Annotated in this window: 23 protein-coding genes and 1 pseudogene; 14 read left to right on the top strand and 10 right to left on the bottom strand. The window is 70.1% G+C overall.

Annotated elements, in window-relative coordinates:
• Nucleotides 1–172: 172 nt before the first annotated feature.
• Nucleotides 173–1,140, top strand: a pseudogene (locus tag ACIRPT_RS26575) (alpha/beta fold hydrolase).
• A 175-nt stretch (nucleotides 1,141–1,315) separates the two neighbouring features.
• A complete protein-coding gene (locus tag ACIRPT_RS26570; RefSeq protein WP_403831317.1) occupies nucleotides 1,316–2,788 on the top strand; it encodes a family 43 glycosylhydrolase in 1,473 nt (490 codons plus the stop codon).
• A gap of 263 nt (nucleotides 2,789–3,051) precedes the next feature.
• Here ACIRPT_RS26570 and ACIRPT_RS26565 read toward each other — a convergent pair whose 3' ends face one another.
• On the bottom strand, nucleotides 3,052–3,747 hold the full coding sequence (locus ACIRPT_RS26565; RefSeq protein ID WP_403831314.1) for an NAD(P)-binding domain-containing protein: 696 nt from the start codon (nucleotides 3,745–3,747) through the stop codon (nucleotides 3,052–3,054).
• A 65-nt stretch (nucleotides 3,748–3,812) separates the two neighbouring features.
• Here ACIRPT_RS26565 and ACIRPT_RS26560 point away from each other — a divergent pair, with 65 nt between their 5' ends.
• Nucleotides 3,813–4,247, top strand: coding sequence for a winged helix-turn-helix transcriptional regulator (locus tag ACIRPT_RS26560; RefSeq protein WP_403831311.1), 435 nt, complete (start codon nucleotides 3,813–3,815; stop codon nucleotides 4,245–4,247).
• A gap of 202 nt (nucleotides 4,248–4,449) precedes the next feature.
• Here ACIRPT_RS26560 and ACIRPT_RS26555 read toward each other — a convergent pair whose 3' ends face one another.
• Nucleotides 4,450–4,671, bottom strand: a complete 222-nt coding sequence (locus ACIRPT_RS26555; RefSeq protein WP_403831309.1) for a hypothetical protein — start codon at nucleotides 4,669–4,671, stop codon at nucleotides 4,450–4,452.
• Nucleotides 4,672–4,999: 328 nt separating this feature from the next.
• The gene (locus ACIRPT_RS26550; RefSeq protein ID WP_403831306.1) at nucleotides 5,000–5,521 is read right to left on the bottom strand and encodes a DUF4232 domain-containing protein; all 522 of its coding nucleotides are present in this window, start codon (nucleotides 5,519–5,521) and stop codon (nucleotides 5,000–5,002) included.
• A 510-nt stretch (nucleotides 5,522–6,031) separates the two neighbouring features.
• On the opposite strand from ACIRPT_RS26550, the gene ACIRPT_RS26545 reads away from it, so the two are divergent.
• Nucleotides 6,032–6,583, top strand: a complete 552-nt coding sequence (locus ACIRPT_RS26545) for an SMI1/KNR4 family protein (RefSeq protein WP_403831303.1) — start codon at nucleotides 6,032–6,034, stop codon at nucleotides 6,581–6,583.
• Nucleotides 6,584–6,878: 295 nt separating this feature from the next.
• On the opposite strand, the gene ACIRPT_RS26540 is transcribed toward ACIRPT_RS26545, so the two are convergent.
• Nucleotides 6,879–7,625, bottom strand: a complete 747-nt coding sequence (locus ACIRPT_RS26540; RefSeq protein WP_403831301.1) for an SOS response-associated peptidase — start codon at nucleotides 7,623–7,625, stop codon at nucleotides 6,879–6,881.
• A gap of 155 nt (nucleotides 7,626–7,780) precedes the next feature.
• Nucleotides 7,781–8,527, bottom strand: a complete 747-nt coding sequence (locus tag ACIRPT_RS26535) for a hypothetical protein (RefSeq protein ID WP_403831298.1) — start codon at nucleotides 8,525–8,527, stop codon at nucleotides 7,781–7,783.
• 643 nt (nucleotides 8,528–9,170) lie between these two features.
• Here ACIRPT_RS26535 and ACIRPT_RS26530 point away from each other — a divergent pair.
• The gene (locus tag ACIRPT_RS26530; RefSeq protein WP_403831297.1) at nucleotides 9,171–9,344 is read left to right on the top strand and encodes a hypothetical protein; all 174 of its coding nucleotides are present in this window, start codon (nucleotides 9,171–9,173) and stop codon (nucleotides 9,342–9,344) included.
• Between the two features lie 806 nt (nucleotides 9,345–10,150).
• Nucleotides 10,151–10,354: a hypothetical protein gene (locus tag ACIRPT_RS26525; RefSeq protein WP_403831294.1), complete on the top strand. Its 204-nt coding sequence runs from the start codon at nucleotides 10,151–10,153 to the stop codon at nucleotides 10,352–10,354.
• A gap of 320 nt (nucleotides 10,355–10,674) precedes the next feature.
• Here the strand turns inward: ACIRPT_RS26525 and ACIRPT_RS26520 are convergent, their stop codons facing one another.
• A complete protein-coding gene (locus tag ACIRPT_RS26520; protein WP_403831666.1) occupies nucleotides 10,675–11,118 on the bottom strand; it encodes a PaaI family thioesterase in 444 nt (147 codons plus the stop codon).
• 501 nt (nucleotides 11,119–11,619) lie between these two features.
• Between ACIRPT_RS26520 and ACIRPT_RS26515 the strand changes: the two genes are divergently transcribed.
• The 3 genes from ACIRPT_RS26515 to ACIRPT_RS26505 are packed head-to-tail and all read left to right on the top strand — an operon-like array spanning nucleotide 11,620 to nucleotide 13,055.
• Nucleotides 11,620–11,799: a CopG family transcriptional regulator gene (locus ACIRPT_RS26515; protein ID WP_403514885.1), complete on the top strand. Its 180-nt coding sequence runs from the start codon at nucleotides 11,620–11,622 to the stop codon at nucleotides 11,797–11,799.
• 1 nt (nucleotide 11,800) lies between these two features.
• The gene (locus tag ACIRPT_RS26510; protein WP_403831292.1) at nucleotides 11,801–12,145 is read left to right on the top strand and encodes a VOC family protein; all 345 of its coding nucleotides are present in this window, start codon (nucleotides 11,801–11,803) and stop codon (nucleotides 12,143–12,145) included.
• A 52-nt stretch (nucleotides 12,146–12,197) separates the two neighbouring features.
• Nucleotides 12,198–13,055 (top strand): class I SAM-dependent methyltransferase, encoded by an 858-nt coding sequence (locus ACIRPT_RS26505; protein WP_403831289.1) that lies wholly within the window; start codon nucleotides 12,198–12,200, stop codon nucleotides 13,053–13,055.
• 112 nt (nucleotides 13,056–13,167) lie between these two features.
• On the opposite strand, the gene ACIRPT_RS26500 is transcribed toward ACIRPT_RS26505, so the two are convergent.
• Complete coding sequence (locus ACIRPT_RS26500) at nucleotides 13,168–13,953, bottom strand: alpha/beta fold hydrolase (protein ID WP_403831286.1); 786 nt, start codon at nucleotides 13,951–13,953, stop codon at nucleotides 13,168–13,170.
• A gap of 230 nt (nucleotides 13,954–14,183) precedes the next feature.
• On the opposite strand from ACIRPT_RS26500, the gene ACIRPT_RS26495 reads away from it, so the two are divergent.
• Nucleotides 14,184–14,720 (top strand): hypothetical protein, encoded by a 537-nt coding sequence (locus ACIRPT_RS26495; protein ID WP_403831283.1) that lies wholly within the window; start codon nucleotides 14,184–14,186, stop codon nucleotides 14,718–14,720.
• Nucleotides 14,721–14,859: 139 nt separating this feature from the next.
• Here the strand turns inward: ACIRPT_RS26495 and ACIRPT_RS26490 are convergent, their stop codons facing one another.
• The 3 genes from ACIRPT_RS26490 to ACIRPT_RS26480 all read right to left on the bottom strand — a co-directional run bounded on the left by ACIRPT_RS26490 (nucleotide 14,860) and on the right by ACIRPT_RS26480 (nucleotide 17,347).
• Nucleotides 14,860–16,074, bottom strand: a complete 1,215-nt coding sequence (locus ACIRPT_RS26490; protein ID WP_403831281.1) for an RNA polymerase sigma factor — start codon at nucleotides 16,072–16,074, stop codon at nucleotides 14,860–14,862.
• Nucleotides 16,075–16,091: 17 nt separating this feature from the next.
• Nucleotides 16,092–16,499, bottom strand: coding sequence for a YciI family protein (locus ACIRPT_RS26485; protein WP_403514876.1), 408 nt, complete (start codon nucleotides 16,497–16,499; stop codon nucleotides 16,092–16,094).
• 272 nt (nucleotides 16,500–16,771) lie between these two features.
• On the bottom strand, nucleotides 16,772–17,347 hold the full coding sequence (locus ACIRPT_RS26480; protein ID WP_403831278.1) for an ArsR/SmtB family transcription factor: 576 nt from the start codon (nucleotides 17,345–17,347) through the stop codon (nucleotides 16,772–16,774).
• Between the two features lie 108 nt (nucleotides 17,348–17,455).
• On the opposite strand from ACIRPT_RS26480, the gene def reads away from it, so the two are divergent.
• From def to ACIRPT_RS26460, 4 genes are all read left to right on the top strand, one after another.
• Nucleotides 17,456–18,118 carry a peptide deformylase gene (def, locus tag ACIRPT_RS26475; protein ID WP_403831276.1) on the top strand — a complete coding sequence of 221 codons (663 nt, stop codon included), beginning with the start codon at nucleotides 17,456–17,458 and terminating at the stop codon, nucleotides 18,116–18,118.
• 171 nt (nucleotides 18,119–18,289) lie between these two features.
• Nucleotides 18,290–19,699, top strand: a complete 1,410-nt coding sequence (locus ACIRPT_RS26470; RefSeq protein ID WP_403831273.1) for an alpha/beta hydrolase family protein — start codon at nucleotides 18,290–18,292, stop codon at nucleotides 19,697–19,699.
• A gap of 182 nt (nucleotides 19,700–19,881) precedes the next feature.
• Nucleotides 19,882–20,652 carry a GntR family transcriptional regulator gene (locus ACIRPT_RS26465; protein WP_403831270.1) on the top strand — a complete coding sequence of 257 codons (771 nt, stop codon included), beginning with the start codon at nucleotides 19,882–19,884 and terminating at the stop codon, nucleotides 20,650–20,652.
• A 113-nt stretch (nucleotides 20,653–20,765) separates the two neighbouring features.
• Nucleotides 20,766–20,993, top strand: coding sequence for a ferredoxin family protein (locus tag ACIRPT_RS26460; protein ID WP_403514869.1), 228 nt, complete (start codon nucleotides 20,766–20,768; stop codon nucleotides 20,991–20,993).
• The last annotated feature ends 10 nt before the right edge of the window (nucleotides 20,994–21,003 follow it).

The following is a 21,003-nucleotide window of genomic DNA, read 5'->3' as shown; positions in this document are numbered from 1 at the left end:
CCGGCCGTCGGCTCCGCGCCGAGGGCCACGAGATCCGCCACGAGGACGTCGCCCGGCTGTCCCGCTCGAGCACCACCACGCGTGTCGCCGCACGAGCGGAGGGTGAGCCGTGGTTCCCGATCGGGATCGATGGCGCGGTCATGTGCTCTCCGCACAGGAATACGTTCGCCGCATGGTTGAGCACCGCATGATCGACGTGAACGGGATCCGGCTGCACATCGCGGAGGAGGGCGAGGGACCGCTGGTCGTGCTGCTGGCACGGCTTCCCCGAGTCCTGGCACTCCTGGCGCCACCAGTTCGGCCCGCTGTCCGTCGCCGGCTTCCGGGTCGTCGCCCCAGACCAGAGCGGATACGGCCGCAGCGACCACCCGCAGGACGTGGATGCGTACGACATCCTCCACCTCGTCGGGGACGTGATCGGCCTGATCCACGCCCTGGGCGAACGGGAGGCGTTCGTCGTCGGGCACGACTGGGGCGCGCCGGTGGCCTGGCACACCGCGTTGCTGCGGCCCGATGTGGTGCGCGGAGTGGCGGGGTGAGCGTACCCCCGCCGTTCCGCGGGGAGCGCCCGCCGCTCGCGGCGATGCAGGAGCGGTTCGACGGGCGGTGCTACTGGAATTACTTCAACCGGCCCGGCCTCGCCGACGCCGAGTTCGCCGGGGATCCCCGCGCCGCCCTGCGCACGCTGCTCTACTCCGGCTCCGGTGACGCCCCCGGCGCCGGGCGCCCCGACCAGGCCTGGTGTCCGACCCGGCCCGGGGCTGGCTCGCGGACATGACCGACCCCGAGGTGCTGCCGGACTGGCTGACCGAGGAGGACCTGGACGAGCTCACCGCCGGCTACGCCGCGGGTTTCACCGGTGCACTGAACTGGTACCGCAACCTGCACCGCAACTGGGAGCTGACCGCCCCCTGGCAGGGCGCCGTCATCACCACCCCCGCGCTGTATGTGTATGGCGACCGGGATCTGGTCGCGACGTTCCCGGGCACGCCGGAACTCATCGCGCAGCTGCCCACGTTGCTGCCCGCTCTCCGCCGTGCGCCGGTCATGCTGCCGGGCCGCGGACACTGGACCCAGCAGGAGCGGCCGCGGGAGGTGAACATCGCGCTGGTCGAGTTCCTGACGGAGTTGCGGGACTGAGGCCGGTCCATGGGCATTGCCGGTCCACCAGCACCGGTCCGCGGCGCGCGATCTTGCGGCGGGGCCGGTTTGCGCCCCCCGGTGGGAGGGCTGTGATGGCATGGGTGTCTGGCGACATCCTTCCGGATGAGAGCCCGAAGCCCCAACAATTCCGCCACGGTAAGGAGAGTCGCTGATGCCTCGTCAGCGGAAAAGCGCCCTGTTAGCAGCCCTACTCGCCCTGCTCCTCGGCCTGTTCTGTGCCGCACAGGTTCAGGCGGGCAATCCGCAGCCGGGAGCGAGGGCGGGGCACGGGCAGATATCGGCGGTCAAAGCCGCGGGGACGTTCCGGAATCCGCTGAACACGGAACCGGACCCCTTCATGACGTATGCGAAAGGGGCCTACCACCTCACCACCACCCAGGGCGACAGCATCAAGATGTGGAGTTCGCCCTCGCTCGGCACGCTGTTCGACGCGGACCCGGTGACCGTGTGGCGGGACACCGACCCCGCACGCAACCAGCACATCTGGGCGGCAGAGTTCTACCGCTTCGGGGACCGCTGGTACATGTACTACACGGCAGACGACGGTGTGGACGGCCATCACCGGCTGTACGTCCTGGAGTCGGACACCGATGACCCCGCCGGGCCGTACCACTTCAAGGCGAAGCTGACTCCGCCCAACCACGCGAACGATTTCGCCATCGACCCCAGCGTCTTCCGGCACGACGGCAAGCTCTACCTGGCGTATTCGGGGCTCAACCCCTACCAGCACAACGGTCTGAACATCGCCCCGATGTCGAACCCCTACACCGTCTCCGGAGACGCGGTGGCTCTCAAGGCCGACGGGGGCTGCCCGGAGGTCCGCGAGGCACCCGAGTTCCTCAACCGCAACGGCCATACATGGCTGACGTACTCGACCTGCGACACCGGCAAGCCCGACTACCAGCTGTGGATGCTGTCCCTGCCGGACAACGCCGACCCCCTGACGCCCGGCAACTGGCAACAGCACCCCGGCCCGGTCTTCAGCCGCAACGACTCCAAGGGCGTCTACGGCCCCGGCCACCACGCCTTCTTCCGGTCACCCGACGGCACCCAGGACTGGATCGTCTACCACGCCAAGACGACCGCGGGTTACACCTACAGCAACCGCACGACCCGGGCCCAGCCCATCAGCTGGCACGCGGACGGCAGCCCTGACCTGGGCCGACCGTTCGCCCTGGGCGCGACGCAGGACCTGCCTGCCGGTGACCCGGGCAACGGCAATTACTGGATCAACGATAACGGCCGATCCAATGGAGCCGGCCAGGTCTCCTACCAGGGTGCCTGGAACGCGGGGACGGGGTGCGCGACCCAGTGCTTCTGGGGCGACGACCACTGGAGCGACCGGGCCGGGGCCACTGCGGCCTTCACTTTCACCGGCACCCGCATCGCGCTGCTGTCCGTGCAGGACACCGGCAACGGCATCGCGGCCATCAGCGTCGACGGAGGCCCCGAAAAGCGCGTCGACTTCTACGGGTCGCCCCGGACGGGCGAGGCGCTCCAGTACCTCAGCCCGCGGCTGCCCTCCGGCAGGCACACCCTGCGCGTTCGGGTCACCGGGGAACACAGCGCACCGTCCACCGCATCCTTCGTGAGCGTGGACCGGGCCGAGGTGTACACCGATTGAGACCGCCCCGGACGGCCTGACTGCTGTGGTGTGTCCGGTGGTCGGGCGCCGGATGCCCCTGCGGGCCCGCACCAGGTTCCGAGAACACCTCACGGCGACTGGGGAAGCCGCCGCCCGACGGTCCACGGAGTCGGATCGGCGCGCTGCCCGCGCCCGGCACCGTGGCCGTACTGACGTCGTCGCTGGCTCTGGTGGCGCAGACGCTGCAGGACTGGCGCAGCGAGGTGGTTACACCACTCGTTCACGCGACCCGTCGGACATGCTCAGTCATCGACGGCGCCGGGGGCCAGGGCCGGGGCGGGGAAGGCATGGCGGACTTCGCTGCCGGACCACCACACGCCGACGGCGAAGACCGCTGCGGCCTCCAGTAGCGCCGCCCTCTCCAGACCGCCGCACGGCAGCGGGGTGCAGCCCATCGACGTGATCAACTCCCTCGTCACAGCGTCGGCCGGCGGAGCGTCCGTGCAGAAGGGCACCGCCAGCGGAGCACCCTCGAAAGCCGGTTGCGGCAGGGTCCAGATGCTCTCGTGGCAGATGCCGAACACCTTGGCGACATGGGCGTAGGGCGCGGCCGCGGCGATGCGCAGGGCGACCGAGTCCGTACTTCCAGCAGTGGACAGGACCGGGCCGTGGTCGCTGGAGGACCGCATCGGCACCGTGCAGTCGAGGACGGTGCGTCCGGCGAGGTCCGCTGCCAGTTCCCCGGCCAGGTGCGGTGCGGCGTCGGCGGGGACGGCGAGCAGGATCGCCTCGCTGTTCCGCGCCGTCTCGGCGGGGCCTCCGTGCGCGGCGGCCCCGATGCGGGCGGCCGTGGCGGCGGCGGAAGCGGCGTTGCGTCCGCCCACCATGACCTCGTGTCCGGCCTGTACCCAGGCCCCGCCCAATGCTGCCGCCATGGCACCCGTGCCGATAATGCCGATGCGCATCGTCCTGCTCCCGTTCGCGTCGTGGAATGTCATGCCCCGGACGCTAGGCGAGTCGATGCACACCGTCCGGTAGGCATCGGCCGGGGCAGGATGTGCGCATGGGACAGGTGGATGGGGACGTGGATGACCTGGGCGGGGAACCGTACGCGGCGGACTGCCGGGCACGTATCGCCGTCGAGGTGCTGGCCAACCGCTGGGACAGCGTGGTCATCTACGTACTCGGCGAGTCGGGCCCGATGCGGCCGCGCGAGCTGCTGGCCCGGATCGGCGGGATCAGCCCCAAGGTGCTCAACGAGGCGCTGCGGCGGCTCGAGTACAACGGCCTGGTGCGGCGCCGTCGTTACGCCGAGGCCCCACCCCGCGTCGACTACGCCCTGACCGGGCCCGGCACCGCCCTGCTCACCCCGATCCGCGCCCTGGGCGCCTGGGCGGCGGCCTACGGAGACGACGTGCTGGCGGCACAGGACCGCTTCCACCGACGCCAACGCGTAACGGGCGGACCGGCGGATGACGACCCGTCGGACACGCCTTAGAGCGCTTCCGTGCAAGCCGCGCAGCGCCAGCAGGTCACCGATCTCGGCCTCCTCGACCGGCAAAGCCGGACCGAGGCGGACAGCGACGCATCCTGCGCCCGCCCCTGCCCCTCCCCCACCCCGACGGCCGTGGCGGACCATGTACGGACGCGGGCCCGCAGGGCGTCGACCGTTCGCCCGCCCGGGCCCGGCGAGAGGCCCTTCAGATGCCGAGTCCGACCAGGGCGCCGAGGTTTGTTTCGTCGCCGGCGGCATTGGGGCCGGTGTCTGCGGATGCGGTGGAGGCTGCTCCGAGCGAGAGCGCGATGGCCATCAGGGCGGCCGTGATGAAGGGAAATACGCGACGGCGCTGCATGGATGCTCCCGCGGCGGGACGCTTGTGGTCGATGTCGTGGGTGTTCTTCACCAGGGTTGTGGGGTCCATGGCTCTTGGCGTAACGGATGGGCGTGCATCTTGCGCGTGGCACGCCGTGGTTGCCTCTGGTGGAGCACCGTTTGGCGGCGCACCGTAGCCCTCGGCGGGGCCGGCCGAGCGGACTTCACCGAGAAGCACCGGACCGTCGTCGATGCGCCGAGGAGTTACCACTCTTGCCGTCCATTGGGCGGCAGCGGCTTGGCCGGCGTTGTAGGGGGTTTGCCCGGTCGGCTTGCGTCCTGGGCACGAGGACCGGGGCCTGGCCCTCACGCTCCTTCCGATACGTGCCGGAAGGAGCGCAGCCGTCGAGTGAGTGACGGACCAGGTCCGTTGCAGGTCAGGCTCCGGGCCGGACCGGGCCGATTGCCGTCCCGGCGTCGACCGTGAGTCGGCCGTAGGCGGTGGACTCACCGGGGATCACGCCGTCCGGAGTATTGAGCGTGAAGGCTGTCTCGTCGGCGGGAGCGCCCGCCGCGCTGTGGGGGACCTGGATGTCGAAGTGGACCGGATGACCTGGACCGAAGTTCACCACCGTGTGCTGCGAGCCGTATCGAAGGGCGGTGACGCCGGTCGGTACGCCGTGGTGGTAGAACCGCACGTCGGTCGGTGATCCGGCCAGCCGGCACGGTGCGTATCCAGGCGCCGCGATCAAGGTGACCCGGTAGTGGTGGTGCCCCGCGGTGGCGGGCCCCGCGGTGACCTTCGCGGTGTGGTTCGCCGGACGGCATGAGGAGGGCGCCGCATTCCCCTTCGCTGTGGTCGCGGCGGTCGGTGACGGCGACGCCGCCGCTCCACCTCCCGCCGCGCCTACCAGTACAGCGGCGGCAGCCGTCACGGCGATCTTCTGGGTGGTGCGCATCGCGAACACTCCGTTCTTCGTCGGCGTTCCGCGGCCTTCCGCGAGAATCCCGATTAAGCCGGTTTCTCCCCAGAAGTCGTATCGACAAATGTCATAAGACCGTCACAACTGCCAACCAACCGCCCGCCCCCGGCCAGAAGGTCCGCGCGAGCAGCCCGATGCAATGGCGCGCCGTGCGCCGGCGCCCGCGGCGATCCGGGCCCGGGTCCGCCAGCGGGCAGAAGCAGGCCACCACGCACGTACCCGGTGTACCGGGACGCGGAGGCTTCTTCTCGGGACGGGTGTCCTGCGGTGAGGCCGCTCCTGTTCGGTGTGGGCGGAGCGGCGTTCCAGACCGGTGGTGGCCGGCGACCACCCAGGAGTGCGCGTTACCTCTTGTCGGTCGCTGACGCCGGTGGCTCAGCAGGTGGCGACGGGCTCAGGTTCGAGTGGCCGATCCGCAGGTCCATGAGGTCCGGGTTGTAGAAGGCGCGGCGGACCGGGCGCCGAGATCGTTGTTACGGTCTCGGGATGACGAGCTGGGACGAGGGCGGCGTACGCGAGCGTATACGGGAACTGGCAGCACGGGACCCGGAGCTGGCGCGCTTCGGGGCGGACACCCACCGGTACGAGCTGGCCCCCGCGCTCCCGGAGGCGGAGATCCGGACGTTCGAGGAGGCCCACGACATCGATCTGCCGACGGAGTACCGGACCTTCGTCGCGCAGGTTGGCAACGGCCCCGCCGGTCCCGGTCATGGGCTGATGCCGTTGACCGTCGCCCGCAAGGAGGCCGTCGAAGAGTGGGCGGTGGACGACGAGTGGGCAGCAGACCGGCTTCCGGGCCGACTCGCCGAGCCGTTCCCCCTTACCCAACCCCTGCCCGGCCGGATCGGCGCACCGGCCGATGAGCTGACCCGAGGCACACTCATGCTGGCCGATGAGGGATGCGGCATCTACGTCCGACTGGTCCTGAACGGTCCGCGAGCAGGCGAGGTCTGGCGGATCGACCCGGACTGGGGCGGCTTCGTCCCGGCGAGCCCCGGTTTTCGCGCCTGGTACACCGAGTGGCTGCAGTGCCCGTGAAGACACCGCCCGACGCACGACATCCGAACCAAGCCTCCGGCATTCGTTAGCGCCACGCAGGGCAGGACTCGCCTGACAACTGCCATTCCCGCAGTATGGGACAACCAACAGGCGAGACCACTCCTCGCCGCCCTCCTCAGGGAGGCAGGTATGCGCGCATCGGACATCGTCATGCTCCTCCTGTCCCCATAGGGCACGGGTACGTACCCGTGCCGTCACGTGCGGGCCGGTCCGACGTCGCAACAGGTGCTCGCCGTGTCGCAAGGGCATCCCGCTGGCGAGTGGCTCCCGGGCCTCAGGCGTCGGTGTGATCCTCGGCGAAGTCGTCCAGGAGGTGTGGGCCGTTGTTGCGTACGTTGTTGACCGCGGTGGACACCGCCCGGCTGTCCAGGTGGCCGGCGGCCGGAGCTCCCAGTAGGGCGCGCAGTTCGTCGGTGTCTTGGTAAGCAGGGTCGAGCCACGCGTCCCAGCCGTCGGATGCGATGGCGAGCGGCATGCGGGGGTGGACCCGTCCGGCGGCGTCGGTGGCCTCGGTCGTGATGATCGTGCAGGTGGTCCACCAGGCGCCGGGGTCGTCGTCGGCCACGGCGGGGTCACGCCAGAACTCGTACAGCCCGGCGAGCGCCATGACCTGGCCGTCTTCGGGGCTGATGAAGTACGGCTGCTTGCGGGCCTTGGTCGTCTCGGTTGCGGCGACGGCCTGCCACTCGTAGAAGCCGTTGGCCGGCAGGAGGCAGCGGCGCTTGACGAAGGCCCGGCGGTAGGCCGGCTTCTGCGCGACGGTCTCCACCCTCGCATTGATCATTTTCGCGCCGACATTCCGACTCTTCGCCCACGACGGCACCAGGCCCCAGCGCAAGGGCCGCAGCTGCCGGGTGACCTCGCCGGTGTCGTGCTCGACGCGCTCCAGCACCGACCACACGTCATCGGTCGGTGCCACGTTCCAGCTCGGCTCCAGAACCTGGTCGGGATCCCAGCGCGTGACATCGAACAGGTCCACAAGATCCTGCGGACGGCGGGTGGAGACGTATCGGCCGCACATGCCTCCACCTTGCCACGCCCTGCACGTCGGCCGGTGCTATGTCCCGCCTGCCGGTGACACGGTCTCGGCGGGACGGGATACGGCCCGCCGGTGCCGCTGATGCCCCGGCGGGGACAGCCGCTCCGTGGCCCCGCAGGCTCCATGCCATCCCCGGTCTAGCGGCCGGCCCGACGCCGCAGATCTCGGCCGAGGAACCACGCCGTACCCGTGACGATCGCCCCGCAGACCGTGGGCACGAGCAACCACGGGAGGCCCGTCCACACGGTGGACAGCCCCACGACGGCGCAGGTGGCCCCCGTGACGATGAGCAGCCACTTGCCGTACGGGAGCCAGGTGAAGAGCCCGGGGTCGCGCGGCCTGGCCAGCCGCATCGCTCCGAACATCAGCGCCAGCGCCGCCAGCAGCCCCGCGAACGTACCGATGGCGGCTGTCATCTGGGGTTCGTCGCGAGGCGCGTCGGCGGAATCCTGCCGGCCGTCTCCCTCGGCGACCACCACGACGACACCGCGCCACACGGTACCGGCGACCCGGTCCCCCCGCCGAAGCCCGCTCAGCACCGGCTCCGAGTCACCGAACGGCACGACCATCCTTGGGAAGGGCTCTGGGCCGAGCAGGGTCGCCCGCATGTTCTTGGAGGTGTTCCGGGTGTCCTCGACAGTGAAGGTGACCTTCCGTAGGCAGTCTTCGTGCCTCGGTATCACCTTGCGGGCGGGGCACGCCTCGGCCGCCCTGTACTCCCGGTACAGAGTGCGATCGGTGGGCAGCCAGGTGGTGAAGACGAAAGAGCAGGTCAGTGCGGCGGCCAGGGACAGAATGGTCAGCGCCGCACCCACCAGCCGGTTCCGGCCGACCCTCGGCGGGGGCGGCGGTCCGTCCGCCCCTCGGACTGTGTCGGTTCTCATCGTGGCCATCGCTCTCCCGCCGTTCCCCACCAAAGGGACACCAGTCTCTTCCGGCTGCGATCAGGCAGGCAAGGAGATCGACCGGATAGTGGGAGATCAGCGTCATACCCCCGTACGGCCATCGCGGCGGAAGTCGACCGAACCGGTGCACTCCCCCGGCCAGGCCGAACCGGCGGTGGATCCGGCGCGCGGCGACGGAGCAGGCGTCAGGTGCGCGACGTTGAGGAACGGCTGACCAAGGGAAAGGTAAGGGATGCCCCATTCGTTCGAGAGCAAGCTTGTGGCGTCGACACGCCGCGCGGTTTCGCTGCGCCTGAACGCCTTGGTTGGCGACGGCGCTTGATCCGATGGCCCACCCAGCTGCAACGGGACAGCCGCTCACGAGGGCTACGGTCCCACGGGGACTGCCTGAATCAGGAATTCAGTCAGGGGCCGTCCGTCCGCGCCCCAGGGCGGCCCCGTCCACACGTATGTGTGCGAATCTTGGGCGGCCGGCGCACCGCACGGCCTCAGCCAGAACCGGGAGGCACCCTCCGATGACGGATTTCGATCCGACCCCGAGCGTGACACCCGGCCCCCTCATGGGTCTCGAGTGGCGCGCTGCGCCCGGCCCTTCCTCCTTTCCCGGCGCAGCGGTGCACCAGTGCAGCAGCCGGTGGGGTGGAACGGTTTCGCCATCGCCGCCCTCGGCCTCTCGATGGTGTCGCTGCCGCTCATCGCCCTCGGCGTCAGAGATCGGCGAGGCCTTGGCGTGGCCGTCGCGGCGTTCCTGCTCGTACTGCCCGGATGGCCGACCGCTGCGTTCCTGCTGTGGTAGTCACGATCACCCTGCCCAGGGGAGAGGGGACGCTGTCCCACGGCTGCGGTATTCCCTGGGGGTTGAGGTCCTCGACTCGCGTGGCGATGTAGCCGCTCCAGACCGAAGGGGAACTACGGCTCGCAGTTCAGCCGACCGACGAACGGGCCGGAGCGCAGAACTCCCCCGACCACGCCGCAGCCGCAGCCGCAGCCGCCCAGAACCTGCTCGCCGTGCTGGAGGAATCCGAACGCTCCGCGCGCCAGACCCGGCAGGACAGGCCCCCAACCCGGCGGTATCTCTTCGATCCGTAGTCGTTGGGGATCGATGTGCCCGAAGGCAGCGTGGAGGCGCTGGGATCCGCGGACATCAGCGCCCTTCGTCGTAGGGTGGAGGGGACGCTCTCCCCGATGGACGGAGGACGACATGACAGTCCCGCAGCCCCCGGGGCCGCCCGGGCCCACCCGCCCGGATCCGGTCCCGCCCACACCGGGGCCGGGCCCCGGCCCGCCGGGCCCCCAGCCCGGGCCCGCTCCCGGACCAGTTCCCGCGCCCGGCCCCGACCCCGTGCCCCCGCCCCCTCCGCGCCCCGAACCGGACCCGGTGCCGCCCCACCCAGCACCCCCCACGCCAGGCCCAACTCCGGGACCAGCCCCCGATCCGCGCCCCGGCCCCAACACCACAACGCCGAGTGCCGAACGGCCTTGAGGAGGAGACTCCTGCCGCGTTGCGGGCAATTGCATGAGCGTGGCCAGCCGCCCGACGCCGGACACGACCTGCGAGCTGGGTGGCCGTGGCGCTTCCGGGCGGCTCTGCGATGTGCGGACATGGGCGAGTGGGACGAACGGCTGATGACCCTGGTGGACGACGTGCTGGGGGCCGACGAGGAGCGTCTGCCGCTACCGCCCCAGGCAGAAGCACGAGACACGATCGAACCGCTCCGGCTGCTGGGTGACAGCAGAGCGGGAGGAGCTTTCACCGCTGGCCATCTGGCGAGCCGCCCGGCACGGTGTCTGCCCTCGGCCGGCTGAAGGACGGAGCCAGAAGCGAGTCGGGCGGACGAGCGGGCGTCCTTCCTGACGTTCGCTCACCGTCTCGTGGCCCCGTGGCCCACGCCCGTTGCCTTGCCGTTCTGGCCTGCCCCTCTCAGACGCGGGCAGGGGGCAGCGAGGGCAGCCTCGCCGAGTGGGGAACGTCCGAGGCTGCCTTGCGCCTGCAGGTGGGCATTGCCGCCTACGTGGTCGGAGTACCAGTGGTTTTCACGACCGAGTCGACGGCTACTGCCTGCGCCCGGGCCCACGCGTCGGTCTCCTCGGCGTGGGGGGCGAGGAGACCGACGAGGGACGCGGGCTCACGGCTCGGACCGGTTCACCCGGATCAGCGTCTGCTGACCGTTCGCGACGAGCGTTCGACGGCCATCCTGGACGCCGAAAACCTCCAGCCGGCACACCGTCAGGGTGCGTCCGGACTTCAGGACCGTTCCAACCGCCTCGATGTGGTCGCCGACGGCGGGCGCGAGGAGGTTGATCTTGTACTCGACGGTGAGTACCTCGGCGTTCTCGGGGAACAACGTGAACGCCGCGTAGCCGCCCGCACTGTCCGCGATCGCGCTGGTGGCACCCGCGTGGAAGTAGCCGTGCTGCTGGGTCACTTCGGGCCGGTTCGGGAGCGCGATGTAAACGCGGCCGGGCGCGATCTGCGTGATCCTGGCGCCGAGGAGGGTCATCAGCCCCTGCCGGTCGAAGCTTTCCCGGATGCGCGCCTCTGTCTCAGGGCTCGCCTGTTCTTGCGGCATCTGGCCTTCCACGTGCTCTCCTTCGGCGGGCATCTCTGTATGCGTTCGGATCAGGCGGATTCGTCAGCCGGGCCAGGCGTTCCACCAGCAGGAACCTGCCGATCGCGGTCATCATCGCACCGGAGGCGCGGGTGACGGCCCGGGCGGCGGAGCCAGCACAGGATTGCCGATCCGAGTGCCGGGCCAGGCCGGGCCAGGCCTTCCGGATGTCCCGGAAGAGGGGCTGGTCGGGGTCGGGGCCGGCGAAAACTATGTGCCGATAGGCCAGCCAGTCCGGTGTCCGAGCGAGCCCGAAGGCAGCGGCATCACGGCGAGCAAGTGGGCGAGTTGGCCGCCCATCGTCACCTGCGCGCTCATCACCGTGATGGCCAAGCGCCTGACCCGCAAAGGAGCGGCCCGCGGTGGGACGTGAAGGCCGATGTCTACGTCCTGAGGCCGCTCGGGTTGGTCGGCCGCATCGGCGCCTGGTATCTAGCTTGCTAGAATGCTAGCATCGCACTCGTGGGTGATGAGGAAGTCAAGCAGTTCAACGTGTACCTGCCGATCGGGCTGATCAAGCAGGTCAAGTACCGCGCCATCGAGTCGGGCATGTCGTTGTCGGCGTTGGTGGCTGACGCGCTGCGCGCCTATCTCGACGACGCCCATGGACACGAACAGCAATCGACCGAGAAGGAGACCTGACATGGCGACCGAAGGCATCGAGGCCGTGTTCCTGACGACCCACAACTGGGGTAAGGCGGCGAAGTTCTTCCAGGCTCTGGGCTACGAGTTGGATTTCGAGACCGACCACAACTCCGGCCAACTCCGCAACGGCGACGGGCCCTACGTCTTCATCTCCGAGATCCCCGAGGACCAAGAGACCCAGACGCAGATCGTGCTGAAGGTGCCGGACGCGGACGCGTTCCGTGCCGATTCCCCGGTCGAGGTCGTCACACCGTTCGAGGACACCCATTACGGAACCAAGGAGATGACCGTCCGCGACCCCGACGGGCGCCTGTGGAACCTCCAGGCTCCCGGCAAGAACTGACCGCAACGAAACCGAGCGCAACGAAACTGACCGCAAAACAAGGGGGAACACCATGGCAGACGAGCAGACCGAGGCGCCGGACAACACCGCGGTGCGGACGGCCCTCTGGCGGGCGATGCATGTCCAGGTCGACCCACCGCCGCACGTACTCGAGGACGAGGTCGGGCTGCAGCTGGCTGCTCCCGGCGATGACTGGCGGCGCCGCCCCGACATGGATCCGCACTTCACCAGCGCGTTCCGGGCGGCCATGGTGGCCCGCTCTCGTTTCATCGAGGACCTGATCGCCGAGCAGGCCGACCACGGCGTCACCCAGTACGTCATTCTGGGAGCCGGCCTGGACACCTTTGCCCAGCGTAGGCCGGAGGTCGCCTCCCGCCTGCGGGTCTTCGAGGTCGACCAGCCCGGCCCGCAAGCATGGAAGCGACGGCGCCTGACCGAACTCGGCTACGGCATCCCCGACTGGCTGCAATTGGTGCCCGTCGACTTCGAGGCGAGCGAAGACTGGCTGAAGCAGCTGGCCGCTGCCGGCTTCGATGCCGGCCGGCCGGCGGTCATCGTCTCCACCGGCGTCACCATGTACCTCACCAAAGACGCCACCGCGGCCACCCTGCGCCAAATCTCCGGGCTCGCCCCCGGCTCGACGCTCGCCATGACCTTTCTGCTGCCCAGCGAACTCGTCGACGAAGCCGACCGCCCTGGCCTGCGGGCGAGCAAGGAAGGCGCGCAAGCATCCGGAACGCCGTTCATCAGCTTCTACACTCCGCCCGAGATGCTGTCCCTGGCCCGCGAAACCGGCTTCAAAGACGCCCGACACCTGTCGGGAGCTTCGCTCGCCCACCGTTATTTCGCCGGTCGCACCGACGGCCTCCGCCCGTCAAGCGGAGAGGACCTGCTGCTGGCGACCACCTGAAGCCTTTCGGCACGCCATCCCGCCGCCACGCACCGGCCCCTGGCACCGTCGCAGCCTCGCCTCACCGGAGAACGGCGGCAGACCGCTCAAGCAGCAGGTCAGGACCGGACGTTCAGGCGGTGGCGCGAGCGGTGGGTGCCAGGTGGGCCAGCGCGGCGCGCAGGGCGGAGTTGAAGGCGTCGGGGCATTCCTGGTGCGGCATGTGGCCGGAGCCGGTGATGACGGTGACCCCGGCGCCCGGCGTGAGCGCGGCGCAGGTCCGGGGGACCTCTACCGGGATCAGGTCCAGCTCACCGTGGAGGTAGTGGATCGGCACCTGCAGGCCCGGCAGTGCCGGGCGCGGGTCGTAGCCGCCGGCGGTGGCCTGGTGCTCGTCGATGTAGACGCCGGAATCCAGTATCTGACGGATCGTCCAGTCGATGAGCGCGGGTGAGGTGCCCGGGGCGTACCACGTCGGCACCCAGCCGGCGCACGTGCCGGCCCGGTCGCGGCGCAGATCCGCCACCAGCTCCGCCTGAGCCTCCGTCGTCGGCCAGTAGCCCGGGGCGCCCACCGAGATCACGCCACCGATCAACTCCGGTCGTCGGAGGCCCAGTTCGGTGGCGAACACCCCGCCGATCGACGAGCCGATGACCACCGGACGGTCCAGTTGCAGTGCGCCGATCAGGGCCACCAAGTCGGTGACCACCTCGGCGGTGGTGTTGCCCCGCACGGGCCGGGCCGAGCGCCCGCAGCCCCGCCAGTCGACCGTGACCACCCGGTGGTCCGGTGTGAAGTCGGGCAGTTGCGCGCCCCAGGTCCGGCCGCTGGTGCCCCAGCCGTGCAGGAACAGCAGCGCGGGGCCGGTCCCCTCGTCTTCGTAGTAGAGGGTGGTGTCGTTGACGTCCAAGTGAGGCATGACGGTTTCCTTTTCCTCCTCGTGGGCCCTTGCAGGCCCCCGCGGTTCGTGATGACGGCCCCAGCCAACCGCTATCTCCCCGGCCGACCAATGACCGATCCGCGCCCACACTGATCATGAATGGTGATCAATGCCTGCGGCGCTCCGGTGACCGGCTCTGTCCTCGGCGGAGCTGAGTTTGTCGTTCAACTGCAGGTCATCGGCTGGGCGGGCATGCCAGAGTGATGACCATGTCAGGGCTTGATGATCACGACTGCTCTCCCGGATTCGTGCGTGTGGCCGCGTCTTTCACCGCATGCCGCAAGACGGACTCGCCGGCTTTGGAACATGCGATGGCGGCGGCCAACGAGACGCTCTGTGGGATTCCGCGGGATCAGGTGACCGTGTATCGGCATCTGTTCTTCCCCAGGAGGAGAGGGGCCTGTGGGGAGTGCAGGGAACGGGCAGTCGGCGCTCCCACCGAGCCCGGGCCCCAGGAACGCCTGTACCACCGAGTCAAGACCGCGGTTCCGGGCTGTCTGCGCGAGGAACTGCTTGCGGCGCTCCGGAGCGGCGCCGACGTCAGGCTGTGGGTCAATGGACCGACGGAGCAGGTGATACGGCACTACGCGCAGCTCGACCGGATCGTCGAGGGCGCCGAAGCGATCGAGGCTGTGGTGCGCGGAGACGGCGGCCGGCTGGGGTTGGCACGCGTGGTCCACGGCGCTCGCGAATTCGTCGTGTTCCTCCCGGAGGATGGTGCACCGCTGGTCACCGCGCAGAGGTGATGTCGCTGCTGTCGAGGGAGCGTCGGACACGACTTGACGCTGCCACTCCCCGTACCCGCAGGGTGGCCACTCATTTCGAGGCGACCGCTCTGGCCGCGGGGCCGCGCCAAGTGCTGCGGGAAGAGCCGGCCGCGCCCCGTCAGGGACACCGGCGGGCATTGAGCCGGGCGGCTTGGCGCGTGAGGTAGTCGCGCTCGGCGAGGTTGGGTGCCTTGTGGGCGGCCTCGGCGTACAGCCGTGCCGCGGTCGCCAGGTCGCCGTCGCGCTCGTGGAGGTAGGCGGCCACCGCGGCGTGGCGGGGAATGGGGTATCCCTTGCCCGGAGAGCTTGGGGAAGCGTCGTCGAGTGTCGCGAGCGCCGCCAGCCCGGCACGCGGTCCGTCGGCCTCGCCGACGGCCACGGCTCGGTTGAGCCGGACGACCGGGCTGTCGGTCAGGCGCACGAGCTCGTCGTACCACTCGACGATCTGTACCCAGTCGGTCTCCCCGGCGGTGGGCGCGTCGGCGTGGAGGGCGGCGATGGCGGCCTGGGCCTGGAACTCGCCCAGCCGGTCGCGGGAGAGGGCCGACTGAAGGATCATGACGCCCTCGGCGATCAAGTCGGTGTCCCACCGGCCGCGGTCCTGTTCGGCGAGCGGCACCAGGCTCCCGTCGGGCGCGGTCCGGCTCGCGCGCCGGGCGTGGTGGAGCAGCATGAGGGCGAGCAGCCCCGCCACCTCTGGGTGGTCGATCGCGGCCGCGAGCTGCCGGGTGAGCCGGATGGCCTCGGCGGCGAGGTCGACGTCGCCGGAGTAGCCCTCGTTGAAGACCAGGTAGAGCACGCGCAGCACGGTGGCGACGTCGCCGGGCTGGTCGAACCTTCCCCAAGCTCTCGGCTTCGCTCGAGCAGGGGATACCCCAACGCCGGAGACGGTGCGCTTGGCCCGGCTGATGCGTTGCGCCATGGTCGCCTCGGGAACGAGATAGGCCTGGGCGATCTGGCGTGTGGTGAGCCCTCCGACGGCACGCAGCGTGAGCGCGACCGCGGACGACGGCGTCAGTGACGGGTGGGCGCACAGGAAGTAGAGCTGCAGCGTGTCGTCCACCGCGGGCGCGGGCCCGGGCGCCGGTTCCTCGTCGACGCGGTCCTCACGCCTGCGGCGGGCGGCGTCCGCCCGGGTCGCGTCGAGGAACCGGCGCCAGGCCACGGTGACCAGCCAGCCCTTCGGATCCCGCGGAGGGTCGGCCGGCCAGACGCGGACCGCCTCGACCAGCGCGTCCTGTACGGCGTCCTCGGCCGCCGCGAAGTCGGCTCCGCGGCGGACGAGGATGCCGAGCACGCTCGGCGTGAGGCTCCTGAGCAGGGCCTCATCCATCTGAGACACCTGAGAGGTCACTCCGTGATGGTGGGCGGGGCGGCCAGGAACGGGCGCACCTCGAGCCACTCGTGGATCGGCTTCCCACCCGCCCCGGGGGCGGCCGACAGCTCCCCGGCCAGCTCGACGGCGCGGTCGTAGCTGTCGACGTCGATCACCATCCAGCCGGCGATGAGGTCCTTGGTCTCGGCGAACGGGCCGTCGGTGACCGGCGGCCGCCCCTCACCGTCGTACCGGACCCAAGTCCCCTCGGGGGCGAGCGCCTGGCCGTCGACGAACTCGCCGGTCTTCTCGAGCCGGCCCGCGAAGTCCTGCATGTACTGCACGTGCGCCGAGATCTCCTCCGGCGTCCACCGGTCCATGGGCACGTCGTTGGCCGGAGCCGGGGCGCCGCGGTAGTGCTTGAGCAGCAAGTACTTGGCCATCGTGGTTCTCCTCGGTGCTGGTGCGACCCATTGTGGTCGCATTCACCTCGGGGACGGAGCCAGTCACGGGTTCTCGACATCGCCGGCCAAATTTTTTTGCTCTCGTGGATGAGGCCGGGTGAGGCTGGGTGAGCCGGCTCGTGGTATCCGGGTCTACGGCGTCCCTCAGCGGCCCTCGCTGGGGCCGTCAACCGTCCGGCTTCCTGTCATGTGCGCGGCATTCGGGACGGGGCGAGCGCCGACGGGGCAGGTAGGGGGAGCGTCGATGCCGTTCAGTCCTCGCCCGTGTCGTCGTCCGTCGGGTGGGGAAGCAGCGGAAACAGCCGGGTGATGAGGGCAACCGGTCGGGCACCCTCGGGCCGGGCCAAGGGTCGCTGGTCGCGGTCCTGGTAGGGGGCGAGTGCCCTTCGGATCACGGCTGCCATCCGGCTCATCTCCTCGGGTGTCAGATACGCGACGGCGCTGAACGCTTCGTCGCGGCGCCACTCGGCGGGGGCCTGCTCGCGTTGGCCGAGCCAGTGCTGCCAGCTCTCGTCCTCCAGGCCGCGGGCGAGGTCGCCGAAATCCTCGGATGGATCGGACGCGGAAGCGGACCGCCGCAGACGCCAAGGACGTGCGCGGCCTCCGCTATGAGGCGCTTCTTCGATGTGTCCGTGGCGTGCGAGCTGGCGCAGATGGAATGAGCAGAGTCCGGAGCTGTAGCCAAGCCGGGCGGCCGCTTCGGTCGCCGTGACGGCCCCGACCTCGGCGAGCAGCTCGAGCAGGGCCGTGCGGACCTCGTGTTCGCGCAATCCCTCGCCGGCGGTACGGGACCGGGCGGCCGGGGGGTCAACGTCTTCTTCAGTCACTTTGCAAAGTCTGCTACTTTGCAAAGAACTTCGCAACTGGCCCTATTGCGCGAAGGATTCGGGTCGCCGCTGGGCGACGGCCTTGTTCCACAAGAAGGGGGAACCACCATGTCCATTCCTCACGACCGACCTCGCGCCACCGACCGGCGAGTCCGTGTCCAGGGCGCGCCGGTCGACTCGTATCCGGCGCTGCCTCCGGAAGCCGACCGAGGCTCGGTACGCCGGATCACGGTGGTGGGCGAGGAGATCCTCAACCGTCCATGCCGTGCGGTGACACGGTTCGGCACCGCGGAGCTGTCGGCGCTGATCGACGACATGTTCCTGACCATGTACGTGGCCGAGGGCGCCGGCCTGGCTGCCAATCAGGTCGGTGTGGACCTGAGGCTGTTCGTGTACGACTGCCCGGACGACCACGGGATCCGGCATGTCGGCCACCTCATCAACCCCGTTCTCGACCAGCCCGATGCCAGCCACCGTCGACTCATCGACGACGCCGAAGGGTGCCTGTCGGTGCCCGGTGCCGCCATGGCGGTCCCCCGGACCGATCGTGCCGTCGCGCGTGGCTTCGACAAGGACGGGAACCCCCTCGTGATCGAGGGAACGGGCTATTTCGCCCGCTGCCTGCAGCACGAGACCGATCACCTTCTCGGACACACGTATCTCGACCGGCTCTCGAAACGGGACCGCCGCGACGCGCTACGGCAGATGGACGACCGCTACGAGGACGTCCTCGCCCGACGCGAGGTCAAGGCCGCCGGCCTGGGCCACTGAGCCCACGCCTGCGCACCAGCCGCTCGGCCGGCGCGCCGTGCCTCTTAGCGTGTCGGCCACCCGGATCGCGGCATGTGGTCGCTGACCGGGGGTTGTCGGGATGGCCGTTCGGGGGAACGGCCTGTGTCGTGCGGGAAGGTGCAGGTCGCGCAGCTCCTACGGTCAGCTGGCATGACGCACGTATCGCAGGACGCATCCCACCTGAGCCGGCGCACCGCGCTCGCCGGGCTCGTCGGTGGAGCCGGGGCAGCGTTGGCAGCCGGCTGCTCGGCCTCGAGCGGAACCTCCGCACAAGGCCCCGCCGCTCGTCCGTCGGTCTCGGCCACCGGCTCGGCGGGCGAGGCCACGCCCGGGGTGATGACGCTCTTCAAGGACCCGTCGTTCAACTTCAGCGGCCTTCTGGCCCTCGGCGCGGCCGGGTTCGGCGGCAGCGAGGTGGGCGAGGTACTCACCGCCGTGAACAAGATCAACAAGGCCGGGCCGTCCGCGCAGACGTACGTCGATACCTTCAGGAAGCTCGGCGACCAGGTGTCAAAGGCGCCCGAGGGCAGCAGGCCCGACCGGGAGACCAAACGCCTGCGCGCGCTGCGGGCCGCTCAGTACTACGCCCAGGCGCTGTTCTTCGTCCTCGGCTCCGACAACCCCGACAGCGAGGAGCAGCTCTACAAGGCCGGGCGCGGCGCCTGGGACAGGTTCTGCAACCTGTGCGACCTGGCGCCGGTCACGGCGAACGTCCCGTACGGCAGGACCCCGATGCCGGTGTGGTTCTTCCGCCCGGACGCCTCCGGCGAGCGGCGTCCCACCGTGATCCTCACGAACGGCAGCGACGGACAGAACGTCGACATGTGGACCTACGGCGTCTCGGCCGCCCTGGAGCGCGGCTGGAACGCCCTCGTGTACGACGGGCCGGGCCAGGGGCAGTTGCTCTTCGTCGACCGGGTGGTCTTCACACCGCGCTGGGAGAGGGTGGTCACGCCGCTCCTCGACTGGCTGGTCGCCCGTGATGACGTGGACGCCGACAGGATCGCCCTGACCGGGCTGAGCATGGCGGGGAACCTGGCCCCCCGGGCCGCGGCCTTCGAGAAGCGGATCGCCGCCCTGGTGGCGATGCCGGGATGCCTCGAGCCCTGGCTGGGCTTCCCGCCGGAGATCCGCAAGGTCCGCACGCCGAGCAAGGCGGAGACCAACAACATCTGGAACAAGGACGTCGTCCCCGGGCTGTCCGCGGCCGATGCCGCGACGATCAAGAAACGCTTCGAGCCCTTCTCCGTCCCGGCGATGCTCGCCGCCCGCCAGGGCAAGGTCTTCACCGACTTCTACACCCCCGCCACCCGCATCGAGTCGCTGACCATCACGGATGTCGTGGGCCGCATCACGATGCCCACCCTGGTCCTTGACTACGAGTACGAGCAGTTCTATCCGGGCCAGCCGCGCCGGATGTTCGACAAGCTGACCTCCCCCAAGGACTATGTGAAGCTCACCTCGGCCACCGGCGCGCAGCTGCACTGCTCCCCGATGGCCCCGCAGCAGCACTGCGACATCGTCTTCGACTGGCTGCAGGAGACACTGCCGGGGCGCTGACCGCGACGTACGTGCGCACTCGCCCCGGCTTGGCGCGGGCGGCCCCACTCCGGCCGGCGCGCGGTGGCAGGTCTCGCGTCCGCGGTCCCGAAGTGGCAGGTCACAGCCGTCGTCCGCGGGTTCGCCAGTGGCGCAATACTGTGGCAACACCAGTGTCAGGGCCCCCTCGGTATGGTCCCCTCATGCCAGCCGAACGCATCCCCCAGCACACGGGTCCGGTGGCGGCCGCGCGCCGCCGCCGGCTCCGCGCGGACCGCGCCCGGCAGCTCGCCGACCTGCTGCGCCACCAGGTGCTCGGGGGTCGCTTTCCCCAGGGTGTACTGCCGCACGAGGACGTGATCGGCACGGAATTCGGCGCGTCCCGCAACACCGTCCGCCAGGCCCTCGACCTGCTGCGCGCCGAGCAGCTCGTGACGCGCCAGCCGGGCGTGGGCACGGTGGTGGTCTGCCAGAAGTACCCGCATGCGCTGGACCGGTTGATGGGCCTCGCCGAGACCCTGCATTCGCACGGCCGGGTCACCAACGAGGTACGCACCATCAGCCCGGTTGCCGCACCGGCTCCGGTGGCGGACCGGTTGCGGCTCCCGCCGCGTACCGAAGTGCTCTATGTCGAACGGCTGCGCCGGCTCGACGGGGTGCCGCTGTCCCTGGACCTCACGTATATCCCGATGGACATCGGCCTGCCGCTGCTCGACGCCGATCTGGAGAACAACGACGTCTTCCAGCTGATCGAGGAGACCGCCGGACAGCAGCTGGGCACGGCCGAGATCACCCTCGAGGCGGTCAGCGCGGATGCGCACTCGGCCGCCGTTCTGGAGGCTCCCCGCGGCGCGGCCGTGCTGATGCTCGAACGCCTCACCCATCTCGCCGACGGCTGTCCCGTCGACCTGGAGTTCATCCGCTTCCGCGGGGATCGCATCACCATGCAGGGCCTGTTGCACCGCATGCGCTGAGCGCGTCCCGTTCGCCCCTCCCCCTCCCCCTCTTCCTGCGGCCGCCCTGCCCGATACGGCCGCCCTGCCGCCCTGCCGCCCTGCCGCCGACGATCAGATTCCCGGAGACCGCCATGGCCCTCGCGCCCCAGCGCACCGATGTGCCCGTCACCATCGACGAGTCCAAGTGCATCGACGGCTGCACGCTGTGCGTCGACATGTGCCCGCTCGACTCGCTCGCCATCGATCCGGCCAGCAACAAGGCGTTCATGCACGTCGATGAGTGCTGGTACTGCGGCCCGTGCGCCGCTCGCTGTCCCACCGGCGCCGTCACGGTCAACATGCCCTATCTGTTGCGATGAGAGGCTCTCC

Source organism: Streptomyces sp. NPDC101227 (assembly GCF_044767545.1).
In the GTDB taxonomy this organism is placed as follows: Bacteria; Actinomycetota; Actinomycetes; order Streptomycetales; family Streptomycetaceae; genus Streptomyces.
The sequence above is the reverse complement of the archived record's forward strand: the minus strand, read 5'-3'. Positions and strand labels throughout refer to the sequence as shown.

Bases quoted from the DNA above. Each gene is read 5' to 3' on its own strand.
- ACIRPT_RS26460 (WP_403514869.1), top strand. From the start codon at position 20,766: ATGGCCCTCGCGCCCCAGCGCACCGATGTGCCCGTCACCATCGACGAG.
- ACIRPT_RS26465 (WP_403831270.1), top strand. From the start codon at position 19,882: ATGCCAGCCGAACGCATCCCCCAGCACACGGGTCCGGTGGCGGCCGCG.
- ACIRPT_RS26525 (WP_403831294.1), top strand. From the start codon at position 10,151: ATGGGCGAGTGGGACGAACGGCTGATGACCCTGGTGGACGACGTGCTG.
- ACIRPT_RS26560 (WP_403831311.1), top strand. From the start codon at position 3,813: ATGGGACAGGTGGATGGGGACGTGGATGACCTGGGCGGGGAACCGTAC.
- ACIRPT_RS26535 (WP_403831298.1), bottom strand. From the start codon at position 8,527: ATGAGAACCGACACAGTCCGAGGGGCGGACGGACCGCCGCCCCCGCCG.
- ACIRPT_RS26505 (WP_403831289.1), top strand. From the start codon at position 12,198: ATGGCAGACGAGCAGACCGAGGCGCCGGACAACACCGCGGTGCGGACG.
- ACIRPT_RS26555 (WP_403831309.1), bottom strand. From the start codon at position 4,671: ATGGACCCCACAACCCTGGTGAAGAACACCCACGACATCGACCACAAG.
- ACIRPT_RS26510 (WP_403831292.1), top strand. From the start codon at position 11,801: ATGGCGACCGAAGGCATCGAGGCCGTGTTCCTGACGACCCACAACTGG.
- ACIRPT_RS26485 (WP_403514876.1), bottom strand. From the start codon at position 16,499: ATGGCCAAGTACTTGCTGCTCAAGCACTACCGCGGCGCCCCGGCTCCG.
- ACIRPT_RS26495 (WP_403831283.1), top strand. From the start codon at position 14,184: ATGTCAGGGCTTGATGATCACGACTGCTCTCCCGGATTCGTGCGTGTG.
- ACIRPT_RS26490 (WP_403831281.1), bottom strand. From the start codon at position 16,074: ATGGATGAGGCCCTGCTCAGGAGCCTCACGCCGAGCGTGCTCGGCATC.
- ACIRPT_RS26545 (WP_403831303.1), top strand. From the start codon at position 6,032: ATGACGAGCTGGGACGAGGGCGGCGTACGCGAGCGTATACGGGAACTG.
- ACIRPT_RS26500 (WP_403831286.1), bottom strand. From the start codon at position 13,953: ATGCCTCACTTGGACGTCAACGACACCACCCTCTACTACGAAGACGAG.
- ACIRPT_RS26570 (WP_403831317.1), top strand. From the start codon at position 1,316: ATGCCTCGTCAGCGGAAAAGCGCCCTGTTAGCAGCCCTACTCGCCCTG.
- ACIRPT_RS26540 (WP_403831301.1), bottom strand. From the start codon at position 7,625: ATGTGCGGCCGATACGTCTCCACCCGCCGTCCGCAGGATCTTGTGGAC.
- def (WP_403831276.1), top strand. From the start codon at position 17,456: ATGTCCATTCCTCACGACCGACCTCGCGCCACCGACCGGCGAGTCCGT.
- ACIRPT_RS26520 (WP_403831666.1), bottom strand. From the start codon at position 11,118: ATGCCGCAAGAACAGGCGAGCCCTGAGACAGAGGCGCGCATCCGGGAA.
- ACIRPT_RS26565 (WP_403831314.1), bottom strand. From the start codon at position 3,747: ATGACATTCCACGACGCGAACGGGAGCAGGACGATGCGCATCGGCATT.
- ACIRPT_RS26470 (WP_403831273.1), top strand. From the start codon at position 18,290: ATGACGCACGTATCGCAGGACGCATCCCACCTGAGCCGGCGCACCGCG.
- ACIRPT_RS26550 (WP_403831306.1), bottom strand. From the start codon at position 5,521: ATGCGCACCACCCAGAAGATCGCCGTGACGGCTGCCGCCGCTGTACTG.